The organism is Patescibacteria group bacterium (assembly GCA_035549555.1).
Lineage (GTDB): Bacteria > Patescibacteriota > Microgenomatia > UBA8517 > UBA8517 > Co84-156.
The window spans coordinates 560,551-578,392 of the sequence record DASZQR010000010.1 but is presented as its reverse complement, the minus strand read 5'-3'; the positions used below and the strand labels follow the sequence as shown (position 1 = coordinate 578,392).

General features: G+C 36.3%; 33 protein-coding genes. 32 read left to right on the top strand and 1 reads right to left on the bottom strand.

The window, feature by feature from the left end:
- Positions 1–33 precede the first annotated feature (33 nt).
- The 5 genes from fusA (at position 34) to rpsJ (ending at position 4,614) form a co-directional block, all read left to right on the top strand.
- Positions 34–2,172, top strand: coding sequence for an elongation factor G (gene fusA / locus VG895_04030; GenBank protein HWA52196.1), 2,139 nt, complete (start codon positions 34–36; stop codon positions 2,170–2,172).
- A 2-nt stretch (positions 2,173–2,174) separates the two neighbouring features.
- The gene (locus tag VG895_04025; protein HWA52195.1) at positions 2,175–2,447 is read left to right on the top strand and encodes a hypothetical protein; all 273 of its coding nucleotides are present in this window, start codon (positions 2,175–2,177) and stop codon (positions 2,445–2,447) included.
- A 26-nt stretch (positions 2,448–2,473) separates the two neighbouring features.
- Positions 2,474–2,974 carry an HNH endonuclease signature motif containing protein gene (locus VG895_04020; GenBank protein HWA52194.1) on the top strand — a complete coding sequence of 167 codons (501 nt, stop codon included), beginning with the start codon at positions 2,474–2,476 and terminating at the stop codon, positions 2,972–2,974.
- Between the two features lie 114 nt (positions 2,975–3,088).
- Positions 3,089–4,285 (top strand): elongation factor Tu, encoded by a 1,197-nt coding sequence (tuf, locus tag VG895_04015; GenBank protein ID HWA52193.1) that lies wholly within the window; start codon positions 3,089–3,091, stop codon positions 4,283–4,285.
- 17 nt (positions 4,286–4,302) lie between these two features.
- Entirely contained in the window at positions 4,303–4,614 is a 312-nt protein-coding gene (rpsJ, locus tag VG895_04010) for a 30S ribosomal protein S10 (protein HWA52192.1), read from the top strand.
- A 6-nt stretch (positions 4,615–4,620) separates the two neighbouring features.
- On the opposite strand, the gene VG895_04005 is transcribed toward rpsJ, so the two are convergent.
- Complete coding sequence (locus tag VG895_04005; GenBank protein HWA52191.1) at positions 4,621–5,040, bottom strand: hypothetical protein; 420 nt, start codon at positions 5,038–5,040, stop codon at positions 4,621–4,623.
- A 254-nt stretch (positions 5,041–5,294) separates the two neighbouring features.
- On the opposite strand from VG895_04005, the gene rplC reads away from it, so the two are divergent.
- From rplC to rpsD, 27 genes are read left to right on the top strand one after another with little or no spacing between them, the layout of a single operon-like run.
- Positions 5,295–5,963 carry a 50S ribosomal protein L3 gene (gene rplC, locus VG895_04000; GenBank protein HWA52190.1) on the top strand — a complete coding sequence of 223 codons (669 nt, stop codon included), beginning with the start codon at positions 5,295–5,297 and terminating at the stop codon, positions 5,961–5,963.
- Positions 5,956–6,588 (top strand): 50S ribosomal protein L4, encoded by a 633-nt coding sequence (gene rplD, locus VG895_03995; GenBank protein HWA52189.1) that lies wholly within the window; start codon positions 5,956–5,958, stop codon positions 6,586–6,588. Before rplC ends, rplD begins: the two co-directional genes overlap by 8 nt.
- A gap of 24 nt (positions 6,589–6,612) precedes the next feature.
- Positions 6,613–6,936, top strand: a complete 324-nt coding sequence (gene rplW / locus VG895_03990; GenBank protein ID HWA52188.1) for a 50S ribosomal protein L23 — start codon at positions 6,613–6,615, stop codon at positions 6,934–6,936.
- A complete protein-coding gene (gene rplB, locus VG895_03985) occupies positions 6,933–7,700 on the top strand; it encodes a 50S ribosomal protein L2 (GenBank protein HWA52187.1) in 768 nt (255 codons plus the stop codon). Before rplW ends, rplB begins: the two co-directional genes overlap by 4 nt.
- A gap of 1 nt (position 7,701) precedes the next feature.
- A complete protein-coding gene (gene rpsS / locus VG895_03980) occupies positions 7,702–7,983 on the top strand; it encodes a 30S ribosomal protein S19 (GenBank protein ID HWA52186.1) in 282 nt (93 codons plus the stop codon).
- 8 nt (positions 7,984–7,991) lie between these two features.
- Positions 7,992–8,408, top strand: coding sequence for a 50S ribosomal protein L22 (gene rplV / locus VG895_03975; protein HWA52185.1), 417 nt, complete (start codon positions 7,992–7,994; stop codon positions 8,406–8,408).
- Position 8,409: 1 nt separating this feature from the next.
- Positions 8,410–9,060 (top strand): 30S ribosomal protein S3, encoded by a 651-nt coding sequence (gene rpsC, locus VG895_03970; protein ID HWA52184.1) that lies wholly within the window; start codon positions 8,410–8,412, stop codon positions 9,058–9,060.
- Positions 9,061–9,082: 22 nt separating this feature from the next.
- Positions 9,083–9,496, top strand: coding sequence for a 50S ribosomal protein L16 (gene rplP, locus VG895_03965; GenBank protein HWA52183.1), 414 nt, complete (start codon positions 9,083–9,085; stop codon positions 9,494–9,496).
- 4 nt (positions 9,497–9,500) lie between these two features.
- Positions 9,501–9,710 (top strand): 50S ribosomal protein L29, encoded by a 210-nt coding sequence (gene rpmC, locus VG895_03960; GenBank protein HWA52182.1) that lies wholly within the window; start codon positions 9,501–9,503, stop codon positions 9,708–9,710.
- A gap of 3 nt (positions 9,711–9,713) precedes the next feature.
- Positions 9,714–9,944, top strand: a complete 231-nt coding sequence (gene rpsQ, locus VG895_03955; protein ID HWA52181.1) for a 30S ribosomal protein S17 — start codon at positions 9,714–9,716, stop codon at positions 9,942–9,944.
- Entirely contained in the window at positions 9,941–10,306 is a 366-nt protein-coding gene (gene rplN, locus VG895_03950; protein HWA52180.1) for a 50S ribosomal protein L14, read from the top strand. Before rpsQ ends, rplN begins: the two co-directional genes overlap by 4 nt.
- Positions 10,307–10,618 (top strand): 50S ribosomal protein L24, encoded by a 312-nt coding sequence (gene rplX, locus VG895_03945; protein ID HWA52179.1) that lies wholly within the window; start codon positions 10,307–10,309, stop codon positions 10,616–10,618.
- Positions 10,615–11,175, top strand: a complete 561-nt coding sequence (gene rplE / locus VG895_03940; GenBank protein HWA52178.1) for a 50S ribosomal protein L5 — start codon at positions 10,615–10,617, stop codon at positions 11,173–11,175. The genes rplX and rplE overlap by 4 nt, the downstream gene beginning before the upstream one ends.
- A 26-nt stretch (positions 11,176–11,201) precedes the next feature.
- Entirely contained in the window at positions 11,202–11,387 is a 186-nt protein-coding gene (locus tag VG895_03935) for a type Z 30S ribosomal protein S14 (GenBank protein ID HWA52177.1), read from the top strand.
- A 1-nt stretch (position 11,388) separates the two neighbouring features.
- A complete protein-coding gene (gene rpsH / locus VG895_03930; GenBank protein HWA52176.1) occupies positions 11,389–11,769 on the top strand; it encodes a 30S ribosomal protein S8 in 381 nt (126 codons plus the stop codon).
- Position 11,770: 1 nt separating this feature from the next.
- On the top strand, positions 11,771–12,322 hold the full coding sequence (rplF, locus tag VG895_03925; GenBank protein ID HWA52175.1) for a 50S ribosomal protein L6: 552 nt from the start codon (positions 11,771–11,773) through the stop codon (positions 12,320–12,322).
- A gap of 10 nt (positions 12,323–12,332) precedes the next feature.
- Positions 12,333–12,602, top strand: a complete 270-nt coding sequence (gene rplR, locus VG895_03920) for a 50S ribosomal protein L18 (GenBank protein ID HWA52174.1) — start codon at positions 12,333–12,335, stop codon at positions 12,600–12,602.
- 1 nt (position 12,603) lies between these two features.
- On the top strand, positions 12,604–13,116 hold the full coding sequence (gene rpsE, locus VG895_03915) for a 30S ribosomal protein S5 (protein HWA52173.1): 513 nt from the start codon (positions 12,604–12,606) through the stop codon (positions 13,114–13,116).
- Positions 13,106–13,528, top strand: coding sequence for a 50S ribosomal protein L15 (gene rplO, locus VG895_03910; GenBank protein ID HWA52172.1), 423 nt, complete (start codon positions 13,106–13,108; stop codon positions 13,526–13,528). Before rpsE ends, rplO begins: the two co-directional genes overlap by 11 nt.
- Positions 13,521–14,813 carry a preprotein translocase subunit SecY gene (gene secY / locus VG895_03905; GenBank protein ID HWA52171.1) on the top strand — a complete coding sequence of 431 codons (1,293 nt, stop codon included), beginning with the start codon at positions 13,521–13,523 and terminating at the stop codon, positions 14,811–14,813. Before rplO ends, secY begins: the two co-directional genes overlap by 8 nt.
- 5 nt (positions 14,814–14,818) lie before the next feature.
- A complete protein-coding gene (locus VG895_03900; GenBank protein HWA52170.1) occupies positions 14,819–15,367 on the top strand; it encodes a nucleoside monophosphate kinase in 549 nt (182 codons plus the stop codon).
- A complete protein-coding gene (gene map / locus VG895_03895) occupies positions 15,354–16,109 on the top strand; it encodes a type I methionyl aminopeptidase (GenBank protein HWA52169.1) in 756 nt (251 codons plus the stop codon). The genes VG895_03900 and map overlap by 14 nt, the downstream gene beginning before the upstream one ends.
- A complete protein-coding gene (infA, locus tag VG895_03890; protein ID HWA52168.1) occupies positions 16,106–16,321 on the top strand; it encodes a translation initiation factor IF-1 in 216 nt (71 codons plus the stop codon). The genes map and infA overlap by 4 nt, the downstream gene beginning before the upstream one ends.
- A 12-nt stretch (positions 16,322–16,333) precedes the next feature.
- The gene (rpmJ, locus tag VG895_03885) at positions 16,334–16,447 is read left to right on the top strand and encodes a 50S ribosomal protein L36 (protein ID HWA52167.1); all 114 of its coding nucleotides are present in this window, start codon (positions 16,334–16,336) and stop codon (positions 16,445–16,447) included.
- Between the two features lie 6 nt (positions 16,448–16,453).
- Entirely contained in the window at positions 16,454–16,873 is a 420-nt protein-coding gene (gene rpsM, locus VG895_03880; GenBank protein ID HWA52166.1) for a 30S ribosomal protein S13, read from the top strand.
- Positions 16,860–17,234: a 30S ribosomal protein S11 gene (rpsK, locus tag VG895_03875; protein ID HWA52165.1), complete on the top strand. Its 375-nt coding sequence runs from the start codon at positions 16,860–16,862 to the stop codon at positions 17,232–17,234. Before rpsM ends, rpsK begins: the two co-directional genes overlap by 14 nt.
- Before the next feature lies 1 nt (position 17,235).
- A complete protein-coding gene (gene rpsD, locus VG895_03870) occupies positions 17,236–17,838 on the top strand; it encodes a 30S ribosomal protein S4 (protein HWA52164.1) in 603 nt (200 codons plus the stop codon).
- Positions 17,839–17,842 lie beyond the last annotated feature (4 nt).

Here is a 17,842-nt window from a genome sequence, read left to right as displayed (position 1 = left end):
GTACAAGCAACAAAGAAAAAGGCAGCGATGGTGATGAGTACGACTACTGATCGTAATCTTCCAATGGAAAAAATCCGAAATATCGGGATTATTGCCCATATTGACGCTGGAAAAACTACAACTACTGAAACAATTCTTTTTGAAACAGGCAGAGTTTACAAAAAAGGAGATGTAACTGACGGAACAACAGCAACTGACTGGATGCCTCAAGAGAGAGAACGAGGAATTACAATAGTTTCTGCTGCTATCACAACTTTTTGGGATCCAAGCGAGCGAATTAAAGATTTCAAGAGTGCAGTAGAGGGCGGTAAATACAGAATTAATATTATCGATACTCCAGGACATATTGATTTTACGGCTGAAGTAGAGCGATCGCTTCGTGTACTTGATGGAGCTGTAATGGTTTTTGATGGACGAACTGGAGTTGAATCACAATCAGAAACTGTTTGGAGGCAAGCTAATAAATATAACGTGCCGCGTGTTTGTATTCTTAATAAATTAAATTTAATTGGAGCTGACTTTGAAGGAAGCATAAAATCCATTCATGAAAGACTTGGAGCAAACGCAAGCCCAATTAATATTCCAATAGGCAATGAACACGAGCTTCGTGGAGCAGTTGATCTTATTAAAATGAAAGCTTACACATACAAAGGAATTGAAGATAAAGATCTTACCGAAGAAGAAATCCCAGGAGATTTAATGGACAAAGCAAAAGAATTTAGAACAAAACTTATTGAAGCTGTTGCGGAGTTTGATGATGAAGTACTTTCTAAATACTTGGAAGGACAAGAACTTACAGAAGTTGAAATAAAACGAGCTATTCGAAAAGGAACAGTACAAGGAAAATTCTTCCCAATTTTGGGCGGAGACAATCGTATGGCAACTGTCCAACTTTTACTTGATGCAGTTGTTGAATACTTACCTTCTCCAAACGATGTCCCTCCTGTCAAAGGAATTAATCCAAAAACTGGTTTGGAAGAAGAAAGAAAGCCAGAAAACAGTGAACCTTTTTCAGGGCTTGCATTTAAAGTTATTACAGATCCACATGTTGGACGACTTGTTTATGTCCGTATTTATTCAGGAACCTTGAAACCTGGAGATGAAGTTTATAATGTTACAAAATCTCGAGGAGAGAGAATTGGAAAATTGGTTTTAATGCATGCAGACCAGAGAGAACTTATTAACGAAGCTTATGCTGGAGAAATTGTTGCTGTTGTTGGAATTAAAGATACAACCACAGGAGACTCAATAACAAACCCAGCACATCCACTTCATTTGGAATCAATTACTTTTCCTGAGCCAGTGGTGTCTTTGGCAATTGAACCTGCTACAAAATCAGATCAAGAGAAAATGGGAATTGCACTTTCAAAACTTTCTGACGAAGATCCAACTTTCCATATAAAAAGCAATCCTGAAACTGGGCAAACAATTATTTCAGGAATGGGAGAACTTCAGCTTGAAGTCTTGGTTGACCGTATGAAACGTGAATTTAATGTTGTTGCGACAACCGGAGCTCCACAAGTAGCTTTCAAAGAAACTATTAAGAAAGAAGGAGAAGGAGAAGGGAAATATGTCAGGCAAACTGGAGGCCGCGGACAATATGGACACTGTTTGCTTCGCGTTGAGCCAAAGGGAAGAGGAGAAGGATTTGAGTTTGTTAATGCAATTAAAGGAGGAGCAATTCCAGCTGAGTTTATTGCTCCAATTGAAAAAGGAGTTAAAGAGAAGCTTGAAAACGGAATTTTGGCAGGATTTCCACTAGTAGATATAAAAGTTACAGTTTATGACGGAAGTTATCATGATGTTGACTCTTCAGAAATGGCTTTTAAGATTGCTGGAAGCATGGCAGTTGAAGCTGCGTGCCGTAAGGCTGATATGATTCTTCTTGAACCAATTGTAAAAGTTGAAGTTTCAACTCCAGCTGAGTTTATGGGAGATATTATTGGAAGCCTTTCAAGTAAACGTGGACAAATTAGCGGAACTGAAGAAAAAGGAATGATGACTGTAATTAATGGAACAGCTCCTTTGATGGAACTTAGCGGATATGCGACACAGTTGAGATCAATTTCTCAAGGAAGAGCTTCAGCTTATATCGAGCCTTCTCACTACGAGGAAGTTCCTGCAAATATTACTGCACAGATAGTTGCGAAGAGCGGAAAAGCTATAAACTAAATATGGAAAATATTTCTAGAAGAGGAGTCGGATTTAGATTGGATAGTCGCAAAATTGGCGAAGAAGTTACTATTGTTCCAAGAAGTGTTGATCAATTGACAATGAATTATGTTGTCTTGGTTGTGGATCGTAAAGATTCAAAAAAACAACCAGGTAATCCCATGATTAAGGTGAGGTTTGCGAATCAGGGTGGTAGTGGTTTTTATCTTGGCGGAGGTACGGCAGCCGTACCAGTTAAAACTTCATTTATAGGTCTTTCTGAAGAAGATTTCTAACGTGGAAAAGCTAAAGCATAAAATAAATGAAAAGATCTTCAATTCCTAAGGAATTAGAACGTGAAGTTCTAGTTGAAGCTGGTCACAGATGTGCGATTCCTACTTGTCAGAGAACTCCCGTAGAAATAGCTCATATAGATCCATGGTTTAAAGTGAAAGAGCATAGATTTGAAAATTTGATTGCTCTTTGTCCAAATTGTCATGATAGATATGATAAAAAACATGAAATTGATAGGAAATCTATGCTTCGATATAAAGCTAATCTTTCGGTAATTAATAATAGATATGGCGACCTAGAGAAAAGAATACTTACACTTTTTGCTGAAAGTCCAAATGATGAATTTGTTTGGGTTGTTGGAGGATTGGATATATTATTAATGTATTTATTGAGAGATGGATTATTAGTTCCTTCAGGTAAGGATAGTGGAGTTATACTTTCCGGTATTCCTTCTGCTAAAGAATATCGTTTGACTACAAAAGGCAGAGGGTTTGTTAATAACTGGGTTTCACCAAGAAAATTAAGTTGATTAATTGCCTGTTGACAGGCTTAAACTAGCCTCATATAATACCTACAGTTATCTCGGCAAATGTCGGGATTTACTTTTCCCTAGAATTAGGGTAATATACAAGAATAAATAAATATGGCAGGAGATGTAAAACAACATTTTGATCGCAGCAAACCACATGTCAACATTGGTACTATTGGCCACGTTGATCACGGAAAAACAACTTTAACTTCAGCAATTGCTACAGTTTTATCAAAGCAACCAGGAAACACATCAAAAGCTATGGCTTATGACCAAATCGATTCTTCTCCTGAAGAAAAAGCAAGAGGCGTCACCATTAACATTACGCACGTCGAATACGAAACAAAGAAAAGACATTATGCTCATATCGATGCTCCAGGACATGCAGATTATATTAAGAACATGATTACAGGTGCAGCTCAAATGGACGGAGCAATCTTGGTTGTCTCAGCACCAGATGGAGCAATGCCACAAACAAGAGAACACGTAATCCTTGCAAGACAAGTCAACGTTCCAGCACTTGTTGTAGCACTTAACAAAATTGATATGGTTCAAGATGAAGAGCTTGTACAATTGGTTGAAGATGATATCAGAAGCTTGCTTGAGAAATATCAATATCCAAAAGATACTCCAATAGTTAGAGTTTCAGCTCTTAAAGCACTTGAAGGAGATAAAGATGCTGAAGCGCAGATCATGAAATTAATGGATACAGTTGATGAATATATTCCAGATCCAGTTCGAGAAACAGATAAACCTTTCTTAATGCCTGTTGAAGATGTCTTCTCTATAAAGGGGCGAGGAACAGTTGTTACCGGACGCGTTGAACGTGGAATGCTTAAAGTAAATGAAGAAGTTGAGATTGTTGGAATTAAAGCAACTGCAAAATCAGTTGTTACGGGAATTGAAATGTTCCGCAAAACACTTGATGAAGCACAAGCTGGAGATAACACAGGACTTTTACTTCGAGGAATTGAAAAAGATGATATAGAACGCGGACAAGTTTTGGCAAAGCCAGGCTCAATTACACCTCATACAGAATTTGATGCTGAAGTTTATATTCTTAGTAAAGAAGAGGGCGGACGCCATACACCATTCTTTACAGGATACAAACCACAATTTTACATTAGAACAGCTGATGTAACTGGAGAAGTCACACTTAATGAAGGGGTTGAAATGATAGTGCCTGGAGATAATGCCAAAATGAAAGTTAAATTAATAGTCCCTGTAGCTATGGAAGAGGGACTACGCTTTGCAATTCGAGAAGGAAGCAAAACAGTAGGCGCTGGTGTTATCACCAAGATTATAGCCTAAGCACTTTAAAACGATTTATGCCAGTTGGAAGACTTAGAGTCAAATTAAAAGCATATGATGCTCGCGTTCTAGATGAAGCAGCAAGTAAAATACTTGAGACTGCTATTGCAACCGGCGCAAAAATCGTTGGACCAATCCCCTTACCTACAAAAAGAAGTATAGTTTCTATTGTGCCATCAACCTCAAGAGGAATTAAAAATCATCAAGATCATTATGAAATGTTAGTTCATAAAAGATTAATTGACATTGTGGATCCATCTGATCGTACAATTGATTCATTATCTAATTTAGATCTTCCAGCAGGTGTCTCCATTGAGATTAAGATGTAAGATTGCTTATATCTTAAAATCCTTCTTAATTTTATTAAGTATTTTTTCTTTAATGATTGGAAAATTGACTATTTCTTGAGTGTATTGTTCTTTATTTAGGTCCGAAATTAGATTTCCAAAGCCAGACTTGCTTTGTTCTGATTTCTCTGGTCTAATTCCTGCAAAACCAACTGCTCCACAGTGAGGGCATGGTCCTTCTATCCACTCTTTGGCAGTACATTTCCAGCATTTACCACATCTACAACAATCTCTTAATATGCATTCATCCGGACTGTTTGTATCTTTTATGCCACAAAAAGGTAAAACCTCTTTTGGTTTTGTCATGGTAGTTACAACTTTATTGCAATCTGGACAGACGCTTCCTGCTGGGAGAAATGCCCCGCATATTTGACAGAAAGATGTGTTGTCTAGTTTTTCTGAAGACATTTGATGATTATACAATAAATCGAACTTAAATTCTATTATTATAGGTTTAAATAGAGTATTTTATTTTTTTGTAACGCATAGCATTTAGCCTTGCTTGCAAGCTTGCCTTCAGTTTGATATAATTTCACTTAATAAATGAGGAGGGGAACCGCCTAACTAACCTCGAGGTAGTCTTGATTTGAAACCAGTAACTGGGTGTCGACGAGACACCTTTTTTATTGTCTCTAGCTAGGCATGTTAGCGTTACGACTAATATGATAAATAAAGTCCTTGGAATTAAAAAAGAAATGGGAGCTACTTTTAACGAAGGAGTAAGAGTTCCTGTGACTAAAGTTGCAATTGAAAATTGTGTTGTGACTGAAGTCAAAACACAAGACCGTGACGGCTACTGGTCAGTCCAACTTGGTGTAGGACACAAGAAAGCAAAGAATATTACCAAACCAATGAAAGGCCATCTTCTCAAAACAAAAGACGCAAAAGAAACTCCAAAATATTTACCAAGATTTATTAAAGAAATAAGAACTCAAGAAGAACCTACGGAAAAAGTCGGAAATGAAATAAAAGCTTCCGACATTTTTGTTTCTGGAGATAAGGTTAGCGTTACTGGAGTTTCTAAGGGAAAAGGGTTTGCTGGAGGAGTTAAAAGGTGGCACTTTAGAGGAGGAAGCAAGACTCATGGACAATCAGACCGTTGGAGAGCACCAGGATCAATTGGACAAGGAACAACTCCAGGAAGAGTTTATAAAGGCAAACACATGGCAGGACACATGGGAGTAGAACAAATAAAAGTTAAAGGACTCAAAATAGTTTCAGTTGATGCAGAAAAGAATGAAATACTTGTAAGCGGAGCAATTCCAGGAACAGTCGGAGGTTTAGTAATTCTTGAAAGAATTGGAGAAAGAAAGGAACAAGCAAATGCTTAAAGTAGATTCATATTCAGCAAAAGGAATTAAAGGGACAACACAGGTAAACTTGCCAAAAGAATGGGAAGCTGAAGCAAACGAAAGTTTACTTGCACAAGCAATTCGAGTTTACGATGACCGAAATCATATTGGACTTCGTAAAGCAAAAACTCGAGCTGAAGTTTTAAGAACTGGTAAAAAACTTTACAGCCAGAAAGGAACTGGAGGAGCAAGACATGGATCAAGAAGAGCACCTGTATTTGTTGGCGGAGGAGTCGCTTTAGGACCTCGACCAGTAAAAAGAGAATTAACTTTATCGACAGCTTTGAAGCGAAAAGCAATTGCTGTAACGATGACAATGGCTGTTAAAGAAAAAAGAGTGATAGTAAGTGATATGAATTTTGCTAAGACAAAAGACGCAAATAATTTTATTGAAAAAGTTTTAGGAAAAAATACAAAGATGGTTACTTTTGTAATTGCAAAAGATAACTTTAAAAATGAAAAGTTTTTAAGAAATATAGAAAAAGCACGAGTAAATGTTTTTCCAAGCATTAATGCATATGATATTTATTTTGGAGGAAATATAGTTTTGGACAAAGCAATTTTTGGAAAAGAAGAAAAGAAAGGAAAACAAATAAGCAAATAAGAATTTGCTTGTGACGATTACATCATGAAAATAATGCCAATAATGACAGAAAAATCAATGAAGTTATCTAAAAATAATATTTATACTTTTTGGATGCCTGTAGCATTAACCAAAACAGAAATTAAAAATTTGATTGCTAAGAATTTTAAGGTTGAAGTAGTTGACATCAAAACCGTTAATTATAAAGCTCGCAAACACAGGAATATGAGAGGACAAGAGCAGAAAGTAAAAGCAGCCAAGAAAGCAATTGTAGTTTTGAAAGAAGGACAAAAGCTTGATTTTTTTGAAGAGGAAAAGAAAGTAACAAAGAAAGCTAAAACAAAAACAAAGAAAGAAGGTACAAAATGATAATAGGGAGTTTATCGAAGCGCCGCTTCGTATTAAAGAAACATTCCGGAAGATCTAAAGGAAAAGTTACTGTTCGCCATCAAGGAGGACGAAACAAAAGATTTTTCAGAGAAATTGATTTTAACAGGCATATTAAAGAAGGGGTCCAGGGAACTGTAGTTGCAATTGAGGTTGATCCAAATCGAAATGCAAGGATAGCACTTGTCCATTATACAGACGGAGATAAAAGATATATAATTGCACCTAATGGCCTTAAAATTGGGCAGAAAGTAATGGCTAGCGAAAATGCATCTCTTGAAATAGGAAATGCAACAGCCCTTTCTAAAATCATTATTGGTACACAAATACACAATATTGAAATAAGTCCAAATAAAGGCGGACAGATTGTAAGAGGAGCAGGATCAGTTGCGATTTTACAAGGAAAAGAAGATTATTATGTCTTGGTTAAAATGCCAAGCGGGGAAATTAAAAGATTTAATCCGCAGTCATGGGCGAGCATTGGACAGGTTGGAAATATTGAGGTTGCAAACCAAAGAATTCGAAAAGCTGGAATTAACATAAGACGAGGAATACGACCGACAGTAAGAGGAGTTGCTCAAGATCCTCATTCTCATCCACACGGAGGGGGAGAAGGAAGAAGCGGAGTTGGACTTAAATATCCAAAGACCCCTTGGGGAAAGCCAGCTGTTGGAAAAACAAGACGACATGGTAAATATTCTGATAAACTTGTTGTTTCAGGACGAAAGTTAGGAAAACATCATTAATATGAGCAGAAGTAGTAAAAAAGGACCATACGTAGACGATAGACTTTTAAAGAAGGTCGACAAGGGTATGGGAACAAAAGGAAATGCAATTAAGACTTGGAGCCGTGATAGCCAAATCCCACCAGCATTTGTTGGAAAGTATTTCCAAGTACATAATGGTCATATTTTTATTGAAGTATTTATAAGCGAAGATATGGTAGGACATCGCCTTGGTGAATTTTCACCAACACGTACATTCCATGGACATGGACAAATTGTGAAGAGAACAATGGATAAGACATAAGGAGAAATATGGCAGAATATATAGCAACACAAAAATTTTTAAGAATGAGTCCTAAGAAAATTAGGATAGTAGTTGATGCAGTTAAAAAGATGAAACCAACCCAAGCTGTTGAAGTCTTGCTTTATGTAAATAAAAGAGCAAGCGAGCCTGTACAAAAAACTATAAAGACAGCAATTGCCAATGCACGAATGCAGGGAGCAAATGTTGAGGAATTGGTTTTTAAAGAGATACAAATTGGACAAGGGCCAACACTTAAGCGAGGTATGGCAGCTCCTCGCGGACGATATCATCCGATTATGAAACGCATGAGCCATATTCGAGTCGTGTTGCAAACAAAGCCAGTTGAAGTTAAGAAATTGGAAGAGAAAAAAGTTGAAGAGCCAAAGAAAGAAGTTAAGAAAACAGTAAAGAAAGGAAAAAAATAAAATGGGACAGAAAGTTAATCCAATAGGATTTAGAACAGGAAGATTTATATCCTGGAAATCAAGATGGTTTGATGAGGGAACTGATTATAAGAACTTTTTGGTTGAGGATGTAAAACTACGCGAAATGTTAATGGAAAAATTGAAGCTTGCTGGAATAGAAACCGTTGAAATTGAAAGATTGCCAAAGGCAATTGTTATAACTCTTTATGTAGCAAGACCTGGAGTTGTTATCGGACGAGGCGGAAGCGGAATTGAAGAGATTAAAAAGCAAGTTGTTGCTTTGATGAGAACATTAAGGGGCGGAAAAGCAGTACAAACGAAAATTGATTTACATGTAAATGAAATCAAAAATCCAGATTTGAGCGCTTATTTAGTAGCTGGCAGAGTTATTTCAGATCTTGAACGCCGTATGCCATCAAGAAGAGTTGCTACAAAAGCGATGGAAAAAGTAATGCAATCTGGAGCTAAGGGAGTAAAAATAGTTTTTGCAGGACGTGTTAATGGAGCTGATATCGGACGTACTGAAGCTTATCATGTAGGAAGCGTCCCAACTCAAACATTAAGAAAAGAAATTGATTATGCAGAAATGCCAGCGCTTTTGAAAAGAGGATATGTAGGAGTTAAGGTTTGGATTTATAAGGAGGAAAAATAAGCGAAAGCTTGTGTAAACATAAATGTTACAGCCAAAAAGAAGTAAATATCGAAAAGCATTTAGAGGAAGAAGAAGAGGATTATCCTCAAGAGGATCGACACTTGCTTTTGGAGAATTTGGAATTAAAGCATTAGAACATTCTTGGATGAGTGCAGCACAGATGGAAGCAGTAAGGCGCACTGTAACAGGAGATATGAAGAGAAAAGGAAGAGTATGGTTAAGAGTCTTTCCTGATAAGCCAGTTACTGCACGCGCTGCAGGACAACGTATGGGAAGCGGAAAAGGAGAGATTGACAGGTATGTTATGGTTGTAAGACCAGGAAGAATGATTTTGGAAGTTGCAGGAGTTGATGAATTAACAGCACGCAAAGCTTTAAGAGGCGCAACTTATAAAATGCCTTTTAAATCAAGAATTATTGCGAAGGGAGAACTTTAAAGATATGAAAGCAAAAGAATTAAAAGATTTGAGAACAAAAGAAAAAAGCGAATTATTGAAAATGGTTAGGAGCGCAAAAATGGAACTTATTAATTTAACAGGAAAAATGTATGCAGGAAAAGAAAAGAATTTAAAGAAAACTAGAAATATGAGAAAAGAAATTGCACAATTATTAACAATTGCAAAAGAGATGAAGGAGGTAAAGAAAAAATAAAGTATGAAAATATTTACAGGAAAAGTAGTAGCAACTAAGAATGCAAAGACGGCAACTATTGAAGTTGAACGTTTTGTAACGCATCCAATATATGACAAGAAAATTAAAAGATCACGAACTTTCCAAGTTCATGATGAAATTGGAGTAAATGTTGGGGATGTTGTGAATTTTATAGCGAGTAAACCACATAGCAAGACAAAAAAGTGGGAAATTTATGTGGAGGGTAAGAAATGATATATCTAAGAACAGTTTTAAATCCAGCTGACAATAGCGGTGCTAAAAAATTAATGGTAATGGGAGTTCCTGGAAGACTTGGAAAGAAAGCTCATTTAGGACAAGTTGTGAAATGTGTTGTCCATGGAGCTGATTCTGCCGGAGTGGTTCTTGATCAGGAAAAAGTAAATGTTGTGATTGTACGAACACACAAAGAAACAAGAAGAGCTGATGGGACTTATGTACGATTTGATGATAATGCAGGGGTTGTTATTGATAAAGACGGATTACCAAGAGGGACTAGAATTTTGGGGCCTATTGCAAGAGAAGTTAAAGAAGCTGGATATACAAAAATTGCATCTTTAGCAAGGGAGGTTATTTAAATGTTTAAATTTAAAAAAGGAGACGAAGTTAAAATTACAGCTGGAAAAGATAAAGGAAAGACGGGAAAAATTGAACAAGTAATGCCAAAAAAATCTGCTGTCTTAGTTCCTGGAGTAAATATTTACAAGAAACATGTTAAAGCGCAGCTTACAGCTGACGGAAAAGGTGGAGTTTATGAACTTTCCAGACCTTTAACACTTGGAAAAATTGCTTTAATTTGCCCAAATTGTAAAAAAATTACAAGAGTTGGAGTAAAGATTGTTGATGGTAAGAAGGTTCGAATTTGTAGAAAGTGCGGGAAAACTATATGAGTTTACAAGAAGATTATAAAAAAACAATTAAAGATGAGTTAGTTAAAGAATTTGCTATTAAAAATGTGATGGCAATTCCAAAATTGACTAAAATTGTTGTGAACTGCGGAACTGGAGAAGCTTTGAAGAGTAAAGAAATTGCAACACAAATTGCAGAAGATTTAGCAACAATTACTGGGCAAAAAGTAAAAATTACTAAAGCAAGAGTTTCGATTGCAGGATTTAATTTGAGACTTGGAATGAATGTGGGAATGGTTGTGACACTTCGCGGAAAGCGAATGTATGATTTTTACGAAAAATTGGTTAAAATAGTGCTTCCAAGACTAAGAGATTTTAGAGGAGTGCCTTTGAAAAGTTTTGATCAGGCAGGAAATTATACTTTGGGAATTGTAGAGCATACAGTTTTTCCTGAAATTGATTTGGCAAAAGTTACAAATCCACGAGGAATGGAAATCACTTTTGTAACAAATGTAAAAAATGTAGAGCAATCGAGAAAATTATTGGAATTAATGGGAATGCCGTTTGAAAAACTTGAAAGGAGAAATATAAGCAAATAAGAATTTGCTTGTAATTGATTACAATTATGGCAACAACAGCTAAAGAAGTAAGAGAACATAAAAAATTAAAGTACAAGGTTCAATACAGAAACCGATGTAGGCTTTGTGGCCGAAGCCGTGGTTATATGAGAAAATTCGGAATTTGCAGACTTTGTTTTAGGGAACTTGCCAATAAAGGCGAAATTCCAGGAGTTAGAAAGGCGTCTTGGTAATATGGTAAATTATACAGTTGGAGATTTTTTAATTAGAGTAAAGAATGCAGCAAGAGCTGATCGCACTGATTTAACAGTTAATTCGACAAAGCTTGTAAAAGCAATTGCAGAATGTTTAAAAACTGAAGGATTTTTGAGCGAGGTTTCTGTAAATGAAGGAAAATTAACAGCAAAAATTGCAATTTCTCATAAGAAACCAGTTTTGATGGATCTTACACTTATTTCAAAACCAGGACTACGCGTTTATCGCAATATCGATGAACTAAAACTTAGAAAGAAAGGATCGTCAATATTAATTTTAACGACACCAAAAGGAATTATTTCAAATAAAAAAGCAATTAAAGAGAATGTTGGTGGAGAAGTAATCGCGGAGATTTGGTAATATGTCAAAATTTGCAAAAAGACCAGTAACAATACCAGCAGGAGTTCAAATTCAATTGGATTCCAATAAGATTAAAGTAACCGGAGCAAAAGGAAATCTTGAAAGAGAAATTCCAGAAACTGTTCAGGTTTCTATGAAAGAAAATGAATTAAGTTTTGGTTCAAAAGAAAAGACAGAAACTAAATTTGGAAGAAGCATACTTGGAACTACAAAAAGCCATGTAGTTAACATGATTGAGGGAGTTACTAATGGATTTAATAAAAAGCTTGAATTGCAAGGAACAGGATACCGCGCGGAAGTAAGAGGAAATGATTTGGTTTTGACAATTGGATTTTCTCACCCAGTTACTTTTACTGCACCAACTAATGTGAAATTTGTAGTAGAAAAAAATGTTGTTACTGTTGAAGGAATTGATCTTAATACAGTTACACAACTTGCAGCAAATATAAGACGTGCAAAAGAACCAGATCCATACAAAGGAAAAGGAATAAGATATTTGGGAGAAGTTTTGAAGTTGAAACCTGGAAAACAGGCAGCAAAGACAGCAGCTTAAATTTAATACTATGAAAAAAACTAACAAAACTGAACAAAGATTTAGACTTAGTGTATTTAGAAGTAATAAATTTATTTATGCTCAAGTGATTGATGATATTAAAGGACATACAATTGCAGCAGCAAAAGGAACTGATGCAGTAAAAGTTGGAGAGGAAGTTGCAGAAAAAGCAATTAAGGCAAAAGCTAAAAAGATTACATATGACAGACGCAAATATAGATATCATGGAAAAGTTAAAGCTTTGGCTGATGCAGCTCGTGCGAAAGGATTAGAATTTTAATATGCAAAACAATAACCGAAACAACAATAGAAGAAATAATAATTTTTATCAGGCTGAAAAAGAATTTACTGAGACAGTTGTGCAAATAAATAGAATTTCCAAGAAAACAAAAGGCGGAAACCAAATGAGATTTGCAGCTCTTGTAGTTGTTGGAGATAAAAAAGGAAAAGTTGGAGTCGGACTTGCAAAAGCAAAAGACGTGCGTAGTGCAGTCCAAAAAGCTATAACTGCAGCAAAACGTAAATTGATTGTAGTTCCGCTTCGCGGAACAACAGTTGCCTATGAAGTTAATGTGAAATATGGAGCAGCAAAAATAGTTTTGAAGCCGGCACCACAAGGAAGCGGAATTATTGCAGGAGGAGCAATTCGAGTTGTACTTGATGCCGCAGGAGTGCGCGACGCAAGTGCAAAAATTTTGGGAACAAAAAATAAAATTAGTAATGTATATGCGACAATCTCGGCACTTGAGAAAATAAGTGATATTGTAGAAAGGAAAAACATAAATGCAAAATGATTTGCAAAAATTAGTAAAGCCTCGCCATAAAAGAGTTGGACGTGGAGGGGGAAGTGGAAAGGGATTTCATACTGCAGGGCGCGGACAAAAAGGACAAAAAACAAGAAGAACGATCAATGTGCTTTTTGAAGGATATAAAGTAAAGAAATCATTGCTTCGTCGTCTTCCAATGCAGAGAGGAAGAAGCAAATTTAAAGCTAACGATAAGCCATTAATTATTAATTTAGAAGTGCTTAATTTAATGAAAGATGGAGAAACTGTAACAATTGAAACGCTTGCAAAAGCTGGAATAGTAGACATTAAAGATGCAAAACGATTTGGGGTCAAAATTTTGGGTAAAGGAGAACTCAAGAAGAAACTTAAAATAGAATTACCGATGTCTAAATCAGTTGCTAAACGAATAAATGCTTAAGTCTATTGCAGATTTTTTTGTAAAGTGCGCAAAGTCTGACGTCGTCAGAAAGAAAATTTTTATAACAGCCCTACTTCTGGTTGTATTTCGTTTTATAGCTCATGTTCCTGTTGCAGGAATTGATAGAACTTCACTTCAACAACTTTTTAATGGAAGCCCGCTTTTATCTCTTCTTGATGTTTTTTCTGGAGGAACACTTGCAAATTTTTCTATTATGGCGCTTGGACTTAACCCTTATATTAATGCCTCGATTATCTTGCAACTTCTTGGATATGTGATTCCATCAATTGAAGAATTACAAGAAGAAGGAGAGTATGGACAAGATAAAATTAATCAATACACAAGATTTTTAACTGTACCCTTGGCTGCGCTTCAGGGAATGGGTGCTTATTTGCTTCTTAAAGGACAAGGAATTATTGGGACTTTGGGACCAGTACAGTTGCTTGCATTTATTTTAACTTTGGTTGCTGGAACAATGTTTGCTGTCTGGCTTGGGGAACTTATTACTGAATACGGGGTTACAAACGGAGTTTCATTTCTTATTTTTGCAGGAATTATTTCAAGGCTTCCTGTAGCACTTGGAACTTCAATTGGAACAATTACAAAAACTGACTTAACAAAAGTGGGAATATTTGTAGTAGTTGCGCTTCTTATTATTACTTTAGTTGTCTATGTATCTGAAGCTGTTAGGCGCATTCCGATTAAATATGCAAGACGAAATAACGGCTCTTCTCCAATTGCGCAGGCGTCTTATATTCCATTACAACTAAACCAAGCTGGAGTAATTCCAATAATTTTTGCAATTGCACTTGTATCGGCGCCTTCTTTGATTGCTCAATTTGCTGGAGGAATTGCACATGGAGCTGTCTCGAAGTTTTTTACGCAGCTTCTGGTTTATATGAACCCAAATACAATTCTTTACAATGTGTTTTATTTTCTTTTGGTGGTTGGGTTTACTTATTTTTATACTGCGACAGTTGTTTTTAATCCTGAAAAAGTTACTGAAAGATTACAGCGAAATGGTGCTTTTATTCCCGGGAAAAGGCCTGGAATGCAGACTCAGAAATATTTAGGATATGTGGTAAACAGAGTTACTCTTGCTGGAGCGGTATTTTTGGGATTTATTGCAATCTTACCATCAATACTTCAATCAACATTACAAATTTCCAATTTGGTTATTGGAGGAACTGGAGTATTGATTGTTGTTTCAGTAATTCTTGAAATGGTTCGAGATCTTCAGGCGCAGCTTTCTATGAAGAAATATGAGAGATTTGTGGCAGAATAAATTTTATGAATATAGTAATACTTGGACCTCAAGGAAGCGGAAAAGGAACACAAGCAAAATTACTTGTTGAAAAATTTGGTTTTTTTTATTTTGAGAGCGGAGAATTTCTAAGGCAGATAGCCGAAAATAATGAAGTGCTTCGCAATATGATGGATGAAGGGAAATTGGTCCCAAGCGAAGAGCTGGTAGCTTATATTGAAGCATATTTGGATGAAAAACAAGTTTATGACAATATTCTTTTTGATGGATTTCCAAGGCAGCTTGAACAGTATAAATTTGTAAAGGGATGGCTTTCTGATAAAAAAGTAAAAATAGATCTTGTTTTAGTTTTGAATATCAGTGAAGAGACAACACTTAATAGATTAAGTTTGCGAAAGCGCGAAGATGATACAGAAGAATCTATAAAAGAAAGATTAAAACTTTATAATGACCAGACTGTGCCTTTAATTGATGAATTAAGAAAAGATACTAAAGTTGTTGAAGTTGATGGAGAAAGAACAGTTGATGCAATACAAAAAGATTTGGAAAGAATAATTGAAAATGCGAAAAATTAGTTTAAAAACAGAGGCAGAAATGCAAATAATGCTTGAAGGAGGCAAAAAACTTGGAAGAGTTAAAAAAGCATTGGGTAAAGCAGTAAAACCTGGAGTTAATGCCATGGAAATTGAAAACCTAGCCCGCAAACTTATTAAAGAAGAAGGGGCTAAGGGAAGCTTTGATAAAGTACCTCACTATAAATGGGTGACTTGTATTAATGTAAATGACGGAGTTGTTCATGGCATTCCAAAAGAAACAACTATTTTTAAAGAAGGAGATGTTGTGAGCGTTGATGTGGGAATTTATTATAAAGGATTTCATACTGACACAGCTTTGACTGTATATTTAGGTAAAGATCAGGGCAAAAAGGATTTTTTGGCTTACGGAAGAAAGGCGGATTTAGCTGGGATTGCCCAAGTGAAAAAAGGGAAAACTATTGGAGATATAGCGAAAGCTATTGAGAAGGAACTAATTGCACATAATTTGAGGCCGATTTGGGTACTTACAGGACATGGTGTGGGGCATGAATTACACGAAGAGCCTTCTATTCCTAATTATTTTAGCGATGATCCTGTTATGGATTTGGTTATAGGAGAGGGAATGGTGCTTGCAGTTGAGGTGATGTATACGCCTGGAGATGGCGAAATTCGGCAGGATAAAGACGGGTGGACACTACGCACAAAAGATGGTACAATAGCAGGACTTTGGGAAGAGACCGTAGCGATAACTAGCCGCGGTCCTATTGTGTTAACTGAATGAAAACGACTAATACAGAAATTTTTGAAGGGGAAGTACGAGAAGCGCTGCCAAATACAATGTTTAGGATAGTTTTGGCAGATGGTCGTGTGATTCTGGCAACACTTACTGGAAAAATGAGAAGAGGGTTTGTGAGAGTTTTTCCGGGAGATAGAGTGAAAGTAGAAATGACGCCTTACGATAAAGATCGAGGACGTATAGTTTGGAAGAGATAGAAAGGAAAATATATGAAAGTTAAATCGTCAATAAAAGTAATGTGTAAAGATTGTAAAATTGTTAAACGTAAAGGATTTCTGTATGTGATTTGCAAAAATCCTAAGCACAAACAAAGACAGGGTTAAAAAAATATGGCAAGACTAGCTGGAATAGAAATGAACGACAATTTGAGACTCGCATACGCGTTAACGCGTATTAATGGTATTGGCTGGAGCAAATCAGAGGAAATTATGAAAGCTTTAAAAATGGATGAAAGCAAAAGATTAAAAGATTTAGGTCCTGATGATTTTTCTGTAATTACAACAAAACTTGATGAATATACAACTGAGGGAGATTTAGTAAGACAGATAAGAGGAAATATAGCAAGACTTCGAGAAATTGGAACGTACCGCGGAACAAGACATGCAAAAGCGCTTCCTGTACGAGGACAGCGAACAAGAACAAACGCACGTACAAAGCGAGGAAAACGTAAGACTGTTGGAGCATTTAAGAAAGAAGTTTTAACAAAGATGGACACAACCGCAAAGGAGGATGCAAATGCCAAGAAGTAATGATAAGCGTTTATCGCAAGATAAAGGTAAAGCATATATTTATGCTTCGTTTAATAACACACTTGTAACTATTACTGATGATGAAGGAAGAACACTTTCTTGGGGAAGTAGCGGTAAAAGCGGATTTAAAGGAACACGCAAAGCAACACCATTTGCAGCAACAACTGCAGTTGAGAGTGTTACAAAAACAGCAAAAGATAAAGGAATTTCTGAAGTTGAAGTTTATATTAAAGGACCTGGACCAGGGCGAGATGCAGCACTTCGAGCAATTCGAGCAGCTAACATGAAAATTTCTATGATAGCTGATCTTACACCACAGCCATTTGACGGACCGAGACCAAAGAAAAGGAGAAGAGGGTAATATGGCACGTTATACAGGACCACTCGACAGATTAAGCAGACGAGAGAATTTCGATTTGTTTAGTAAGGGAGCTAAATTAACTCGCCTTTCACAGACCCCTGGAATGCACGGACCAAAAGGACAAATGAGAGCGCAATCTCAATTTGGACGCCAACTTCGCGAGAAACAGAAAGTAAAGAGAATGTATGGAATATTGGAACGTCAATTTGCAAAATATATGGAGGCAGCACTTAAATTTAAAGGAAACTCTGCAAATGAACTTTTCGTGCTACTTGAAAGTAGACTTGATAATGTAGTATACAGACTTGGATTTGCAAAGACCCGCCCACAGGCCCGCCAGCTTGTATCACATAGGCATGTGTTAGTTAACGGAAAAACTGTTAATATTCCATCATATCAATTGAAACCTGGAGATACAGTTGCACTTGATCAGTCTGCAATGACTGTGCCTAATGTTTCTAAGTTACTTGCTGATAAGGAACCAACAATTCCAGGCTGGTTAAATAGAAAAGCAGGAGCTGGAAAAGTCGAGAGAACAGTAAAAAGAGACGATATTAAGGAATTAATTAATGAATCTGATATAATAGAGTTTTACTCTAGATGAAAAG

Coding starts and splice junctions, on each gene's coding strand:
- fusA (HWA52196.1), top strand. CDS start 34: ATGAGTACGACTACTGATCGTAATCTTCCAATGGAAAAAATCCGAAAT.
- VG895_04025 (HWA52195.1), top strand. CDS start 2,175: ATGGAAAATATTTCTAGAAGAGGAGTCGGATTTAGATTGGATAGTCGC.
- VG895_04020 (HWA52194.1), top strand. CDS start 2,474: ATGAAAAGATCTTCAATTCCTAAGGAATTAGAACGTGAAGTTCTAGTT.
- tuf (HWA52193.1), top strand. CDS start 3,089: ATGGCAGGAGATGTAAAACAACATTTTGATCGCAGCAAACCACATGTC.
- rpsJ (HWA52192.1), top strand. CDS start 4,303: ATGCCAGTTGGAAGACTTAGAGTCAAATTAAAAGCATATGATGCTCGC.
- VG895_04005 (HWA52191.1), bottom strand. CDS start 5,040: ATGTCTTCAGAAAAACTAGACAACACATCTTTCTGTCAAATATGCGGG.
- rplC (HWA52190.1), top strand. CDS start 5,295: ATGATAAATAAAGTCCTTGGAATTAAAAAAGAAATGGGAGCTACTTTT.
- rplD (HWA52189.1), top strand. CDS start 5,956: ATGCTTAAAGTAGATTCATATTCAGCAAAAGGAATTAAAGGGACAACA.
- rplW (HWA52188.1), top strand. CDS start 6,613: ATGAAAATAATGCCAATAATGACAGAAAAATCAATGAAGTTATCTAAA.
- rplB (HWA52187.1), top strand. CDS start 6,933: ATGATAATAGGGAGTTTATCGAAGCGCCGCTTCGTATTAAAGAAACAT.
- rpsS (HWA52186.1), top strand. CDS start 7,702: ATGAGCAGAAGTAGTAAAAAAGGACCATACGTAGACGATAGACTTTTA.
- rplV (HWA52185.1), top strand. CDS start 7,992: ATGGCAGAATATATAGCAACACAAAAATTTTTAAGAATGAGTCCTAAG.
- rpsC (HWA52184.1), top strand. CDS start 8,410: ATGGGACAGAAAGTTAATCCAATAGGATTTAGAACAGGAAGATTTATA.
- rplP (HWA52183.1), top strand. CDS start 9,083: ATGTTACAGCCAAAAAGAAGTAAATATCGAAAAGCATTTAGAGGAAGA.
- rpmC (HWA52182.1), top strand. CDS start 9,501: ATGAAAGCAAAAGAATTAAAAGATTTGAGAACAAAAGAAAAAAGCGAA.
- rpsQ (HWA52181.1), top strand. CDS start 9,714: ATGAAAATATTTACAGGAAAAGTAGTAGCAACTAAGAATGCAAAGACG.
- rplN (HWA52180.1), top strand. CDS start 9,941: ATGATATATCTAAGAACAGTTTTAAATCCAGCTGACAATAGCGGTGCT.
- rplX (HWA52179.1), top strand. CDS start 10,307: ATGTTTAAATTTAAAAAAGGAGACGAAGTTAAAATTACAGCTGGAAAA.
- rplE (HWA52178.1), top strand. CDS start 10,615: ATGAGTTTACAAGAAGATTATAAAAAAACAATTAAAGATGAGTTAGTT.
- VG895_03935 (HWA52177.1), top strand. CDS start 11,202: ATGGCAACAACAGCTAAAGAAGTAAGAGAACATAAAAAATTAAAGTAC.
- rpsH (HWA52176.1), top strand. CDS start 11,389: ATGGTAAATTATACAGTTGGAGATTTTTTAATTAGAGTAAAGAATGCA.
- rplF (HWA52175.1), top strand. CDS start 11,771: ATGTCAAAATTTGCAAAAAGACCAGTAACAATACCAGCAGGAGTTCAA.
- rplR (HWA52174.1), top strand. CDS start 12,333: ATGAAAAAAACTAACAAAACTGAACAAAGATTTAGACTTAGTGTATTT.
- rpsE (HWA52173.1), top strand. CDS start 12,604: ATGCAAAACAATAACCGAAACAACAATAGAAGAAATAATAATTTTTAT.
- rplO (HWA52172.1), top strand. CDS start 13,106: ATGCAAAATGATTTGCAAAAATTAGTAAAGCCTCGCCATAAAAGAGTT.
- secY (HWA52171.1), top strand. CDS start 13,521: ATGCTTAAGTCTATTGCAGATTTTTTTGTAAAGTGCGCAAAGTCTGAC.
- VG895_03900 (HWA52170.1), top strand. CDS start 14,819: ATGAATATAGTAATACTTGGACCTCAAGGAAGCGGAAAAGGAACACAA.
- map (HWA52169.1), top strand. CDS start 15,354: ATGCGAAAAATTAGTTTAAAAACAGAGGCAGAAATGCAAATAATGCTT.
- infA (HWA52168.1), top strand. CDS start 16,106: ATGAAAACGACTAATACAGAAATTTTTGAAGGGGAAGTACGAGAAGCG.
- rpmJ (HWA52167.1), top strand. CDS start 16,334: ATGAAAGTTAAATCGTCAATAAAAGTAATGTGTAAAGATTGTAAAATT.
- rpsM (HWA52166.1), top strand. CDS start 16,454: ATGGCAAGACTAGCTGGAATAGAAATGAACGACAATTTGAGACTCGCA.
- rpsK (HWA52165.1), top strand. CDS start 16,860: ATGCCAAGAAGTAATGATAAGCGTTTATCGCAAGATAAAGGTAAAGCA.
- rpsD (HWA52164.1), top strand. CDS start 17,236: ATGGCACGTTATACAGGACCACTCGACAGATTAAGCAGACGAGAGAAT.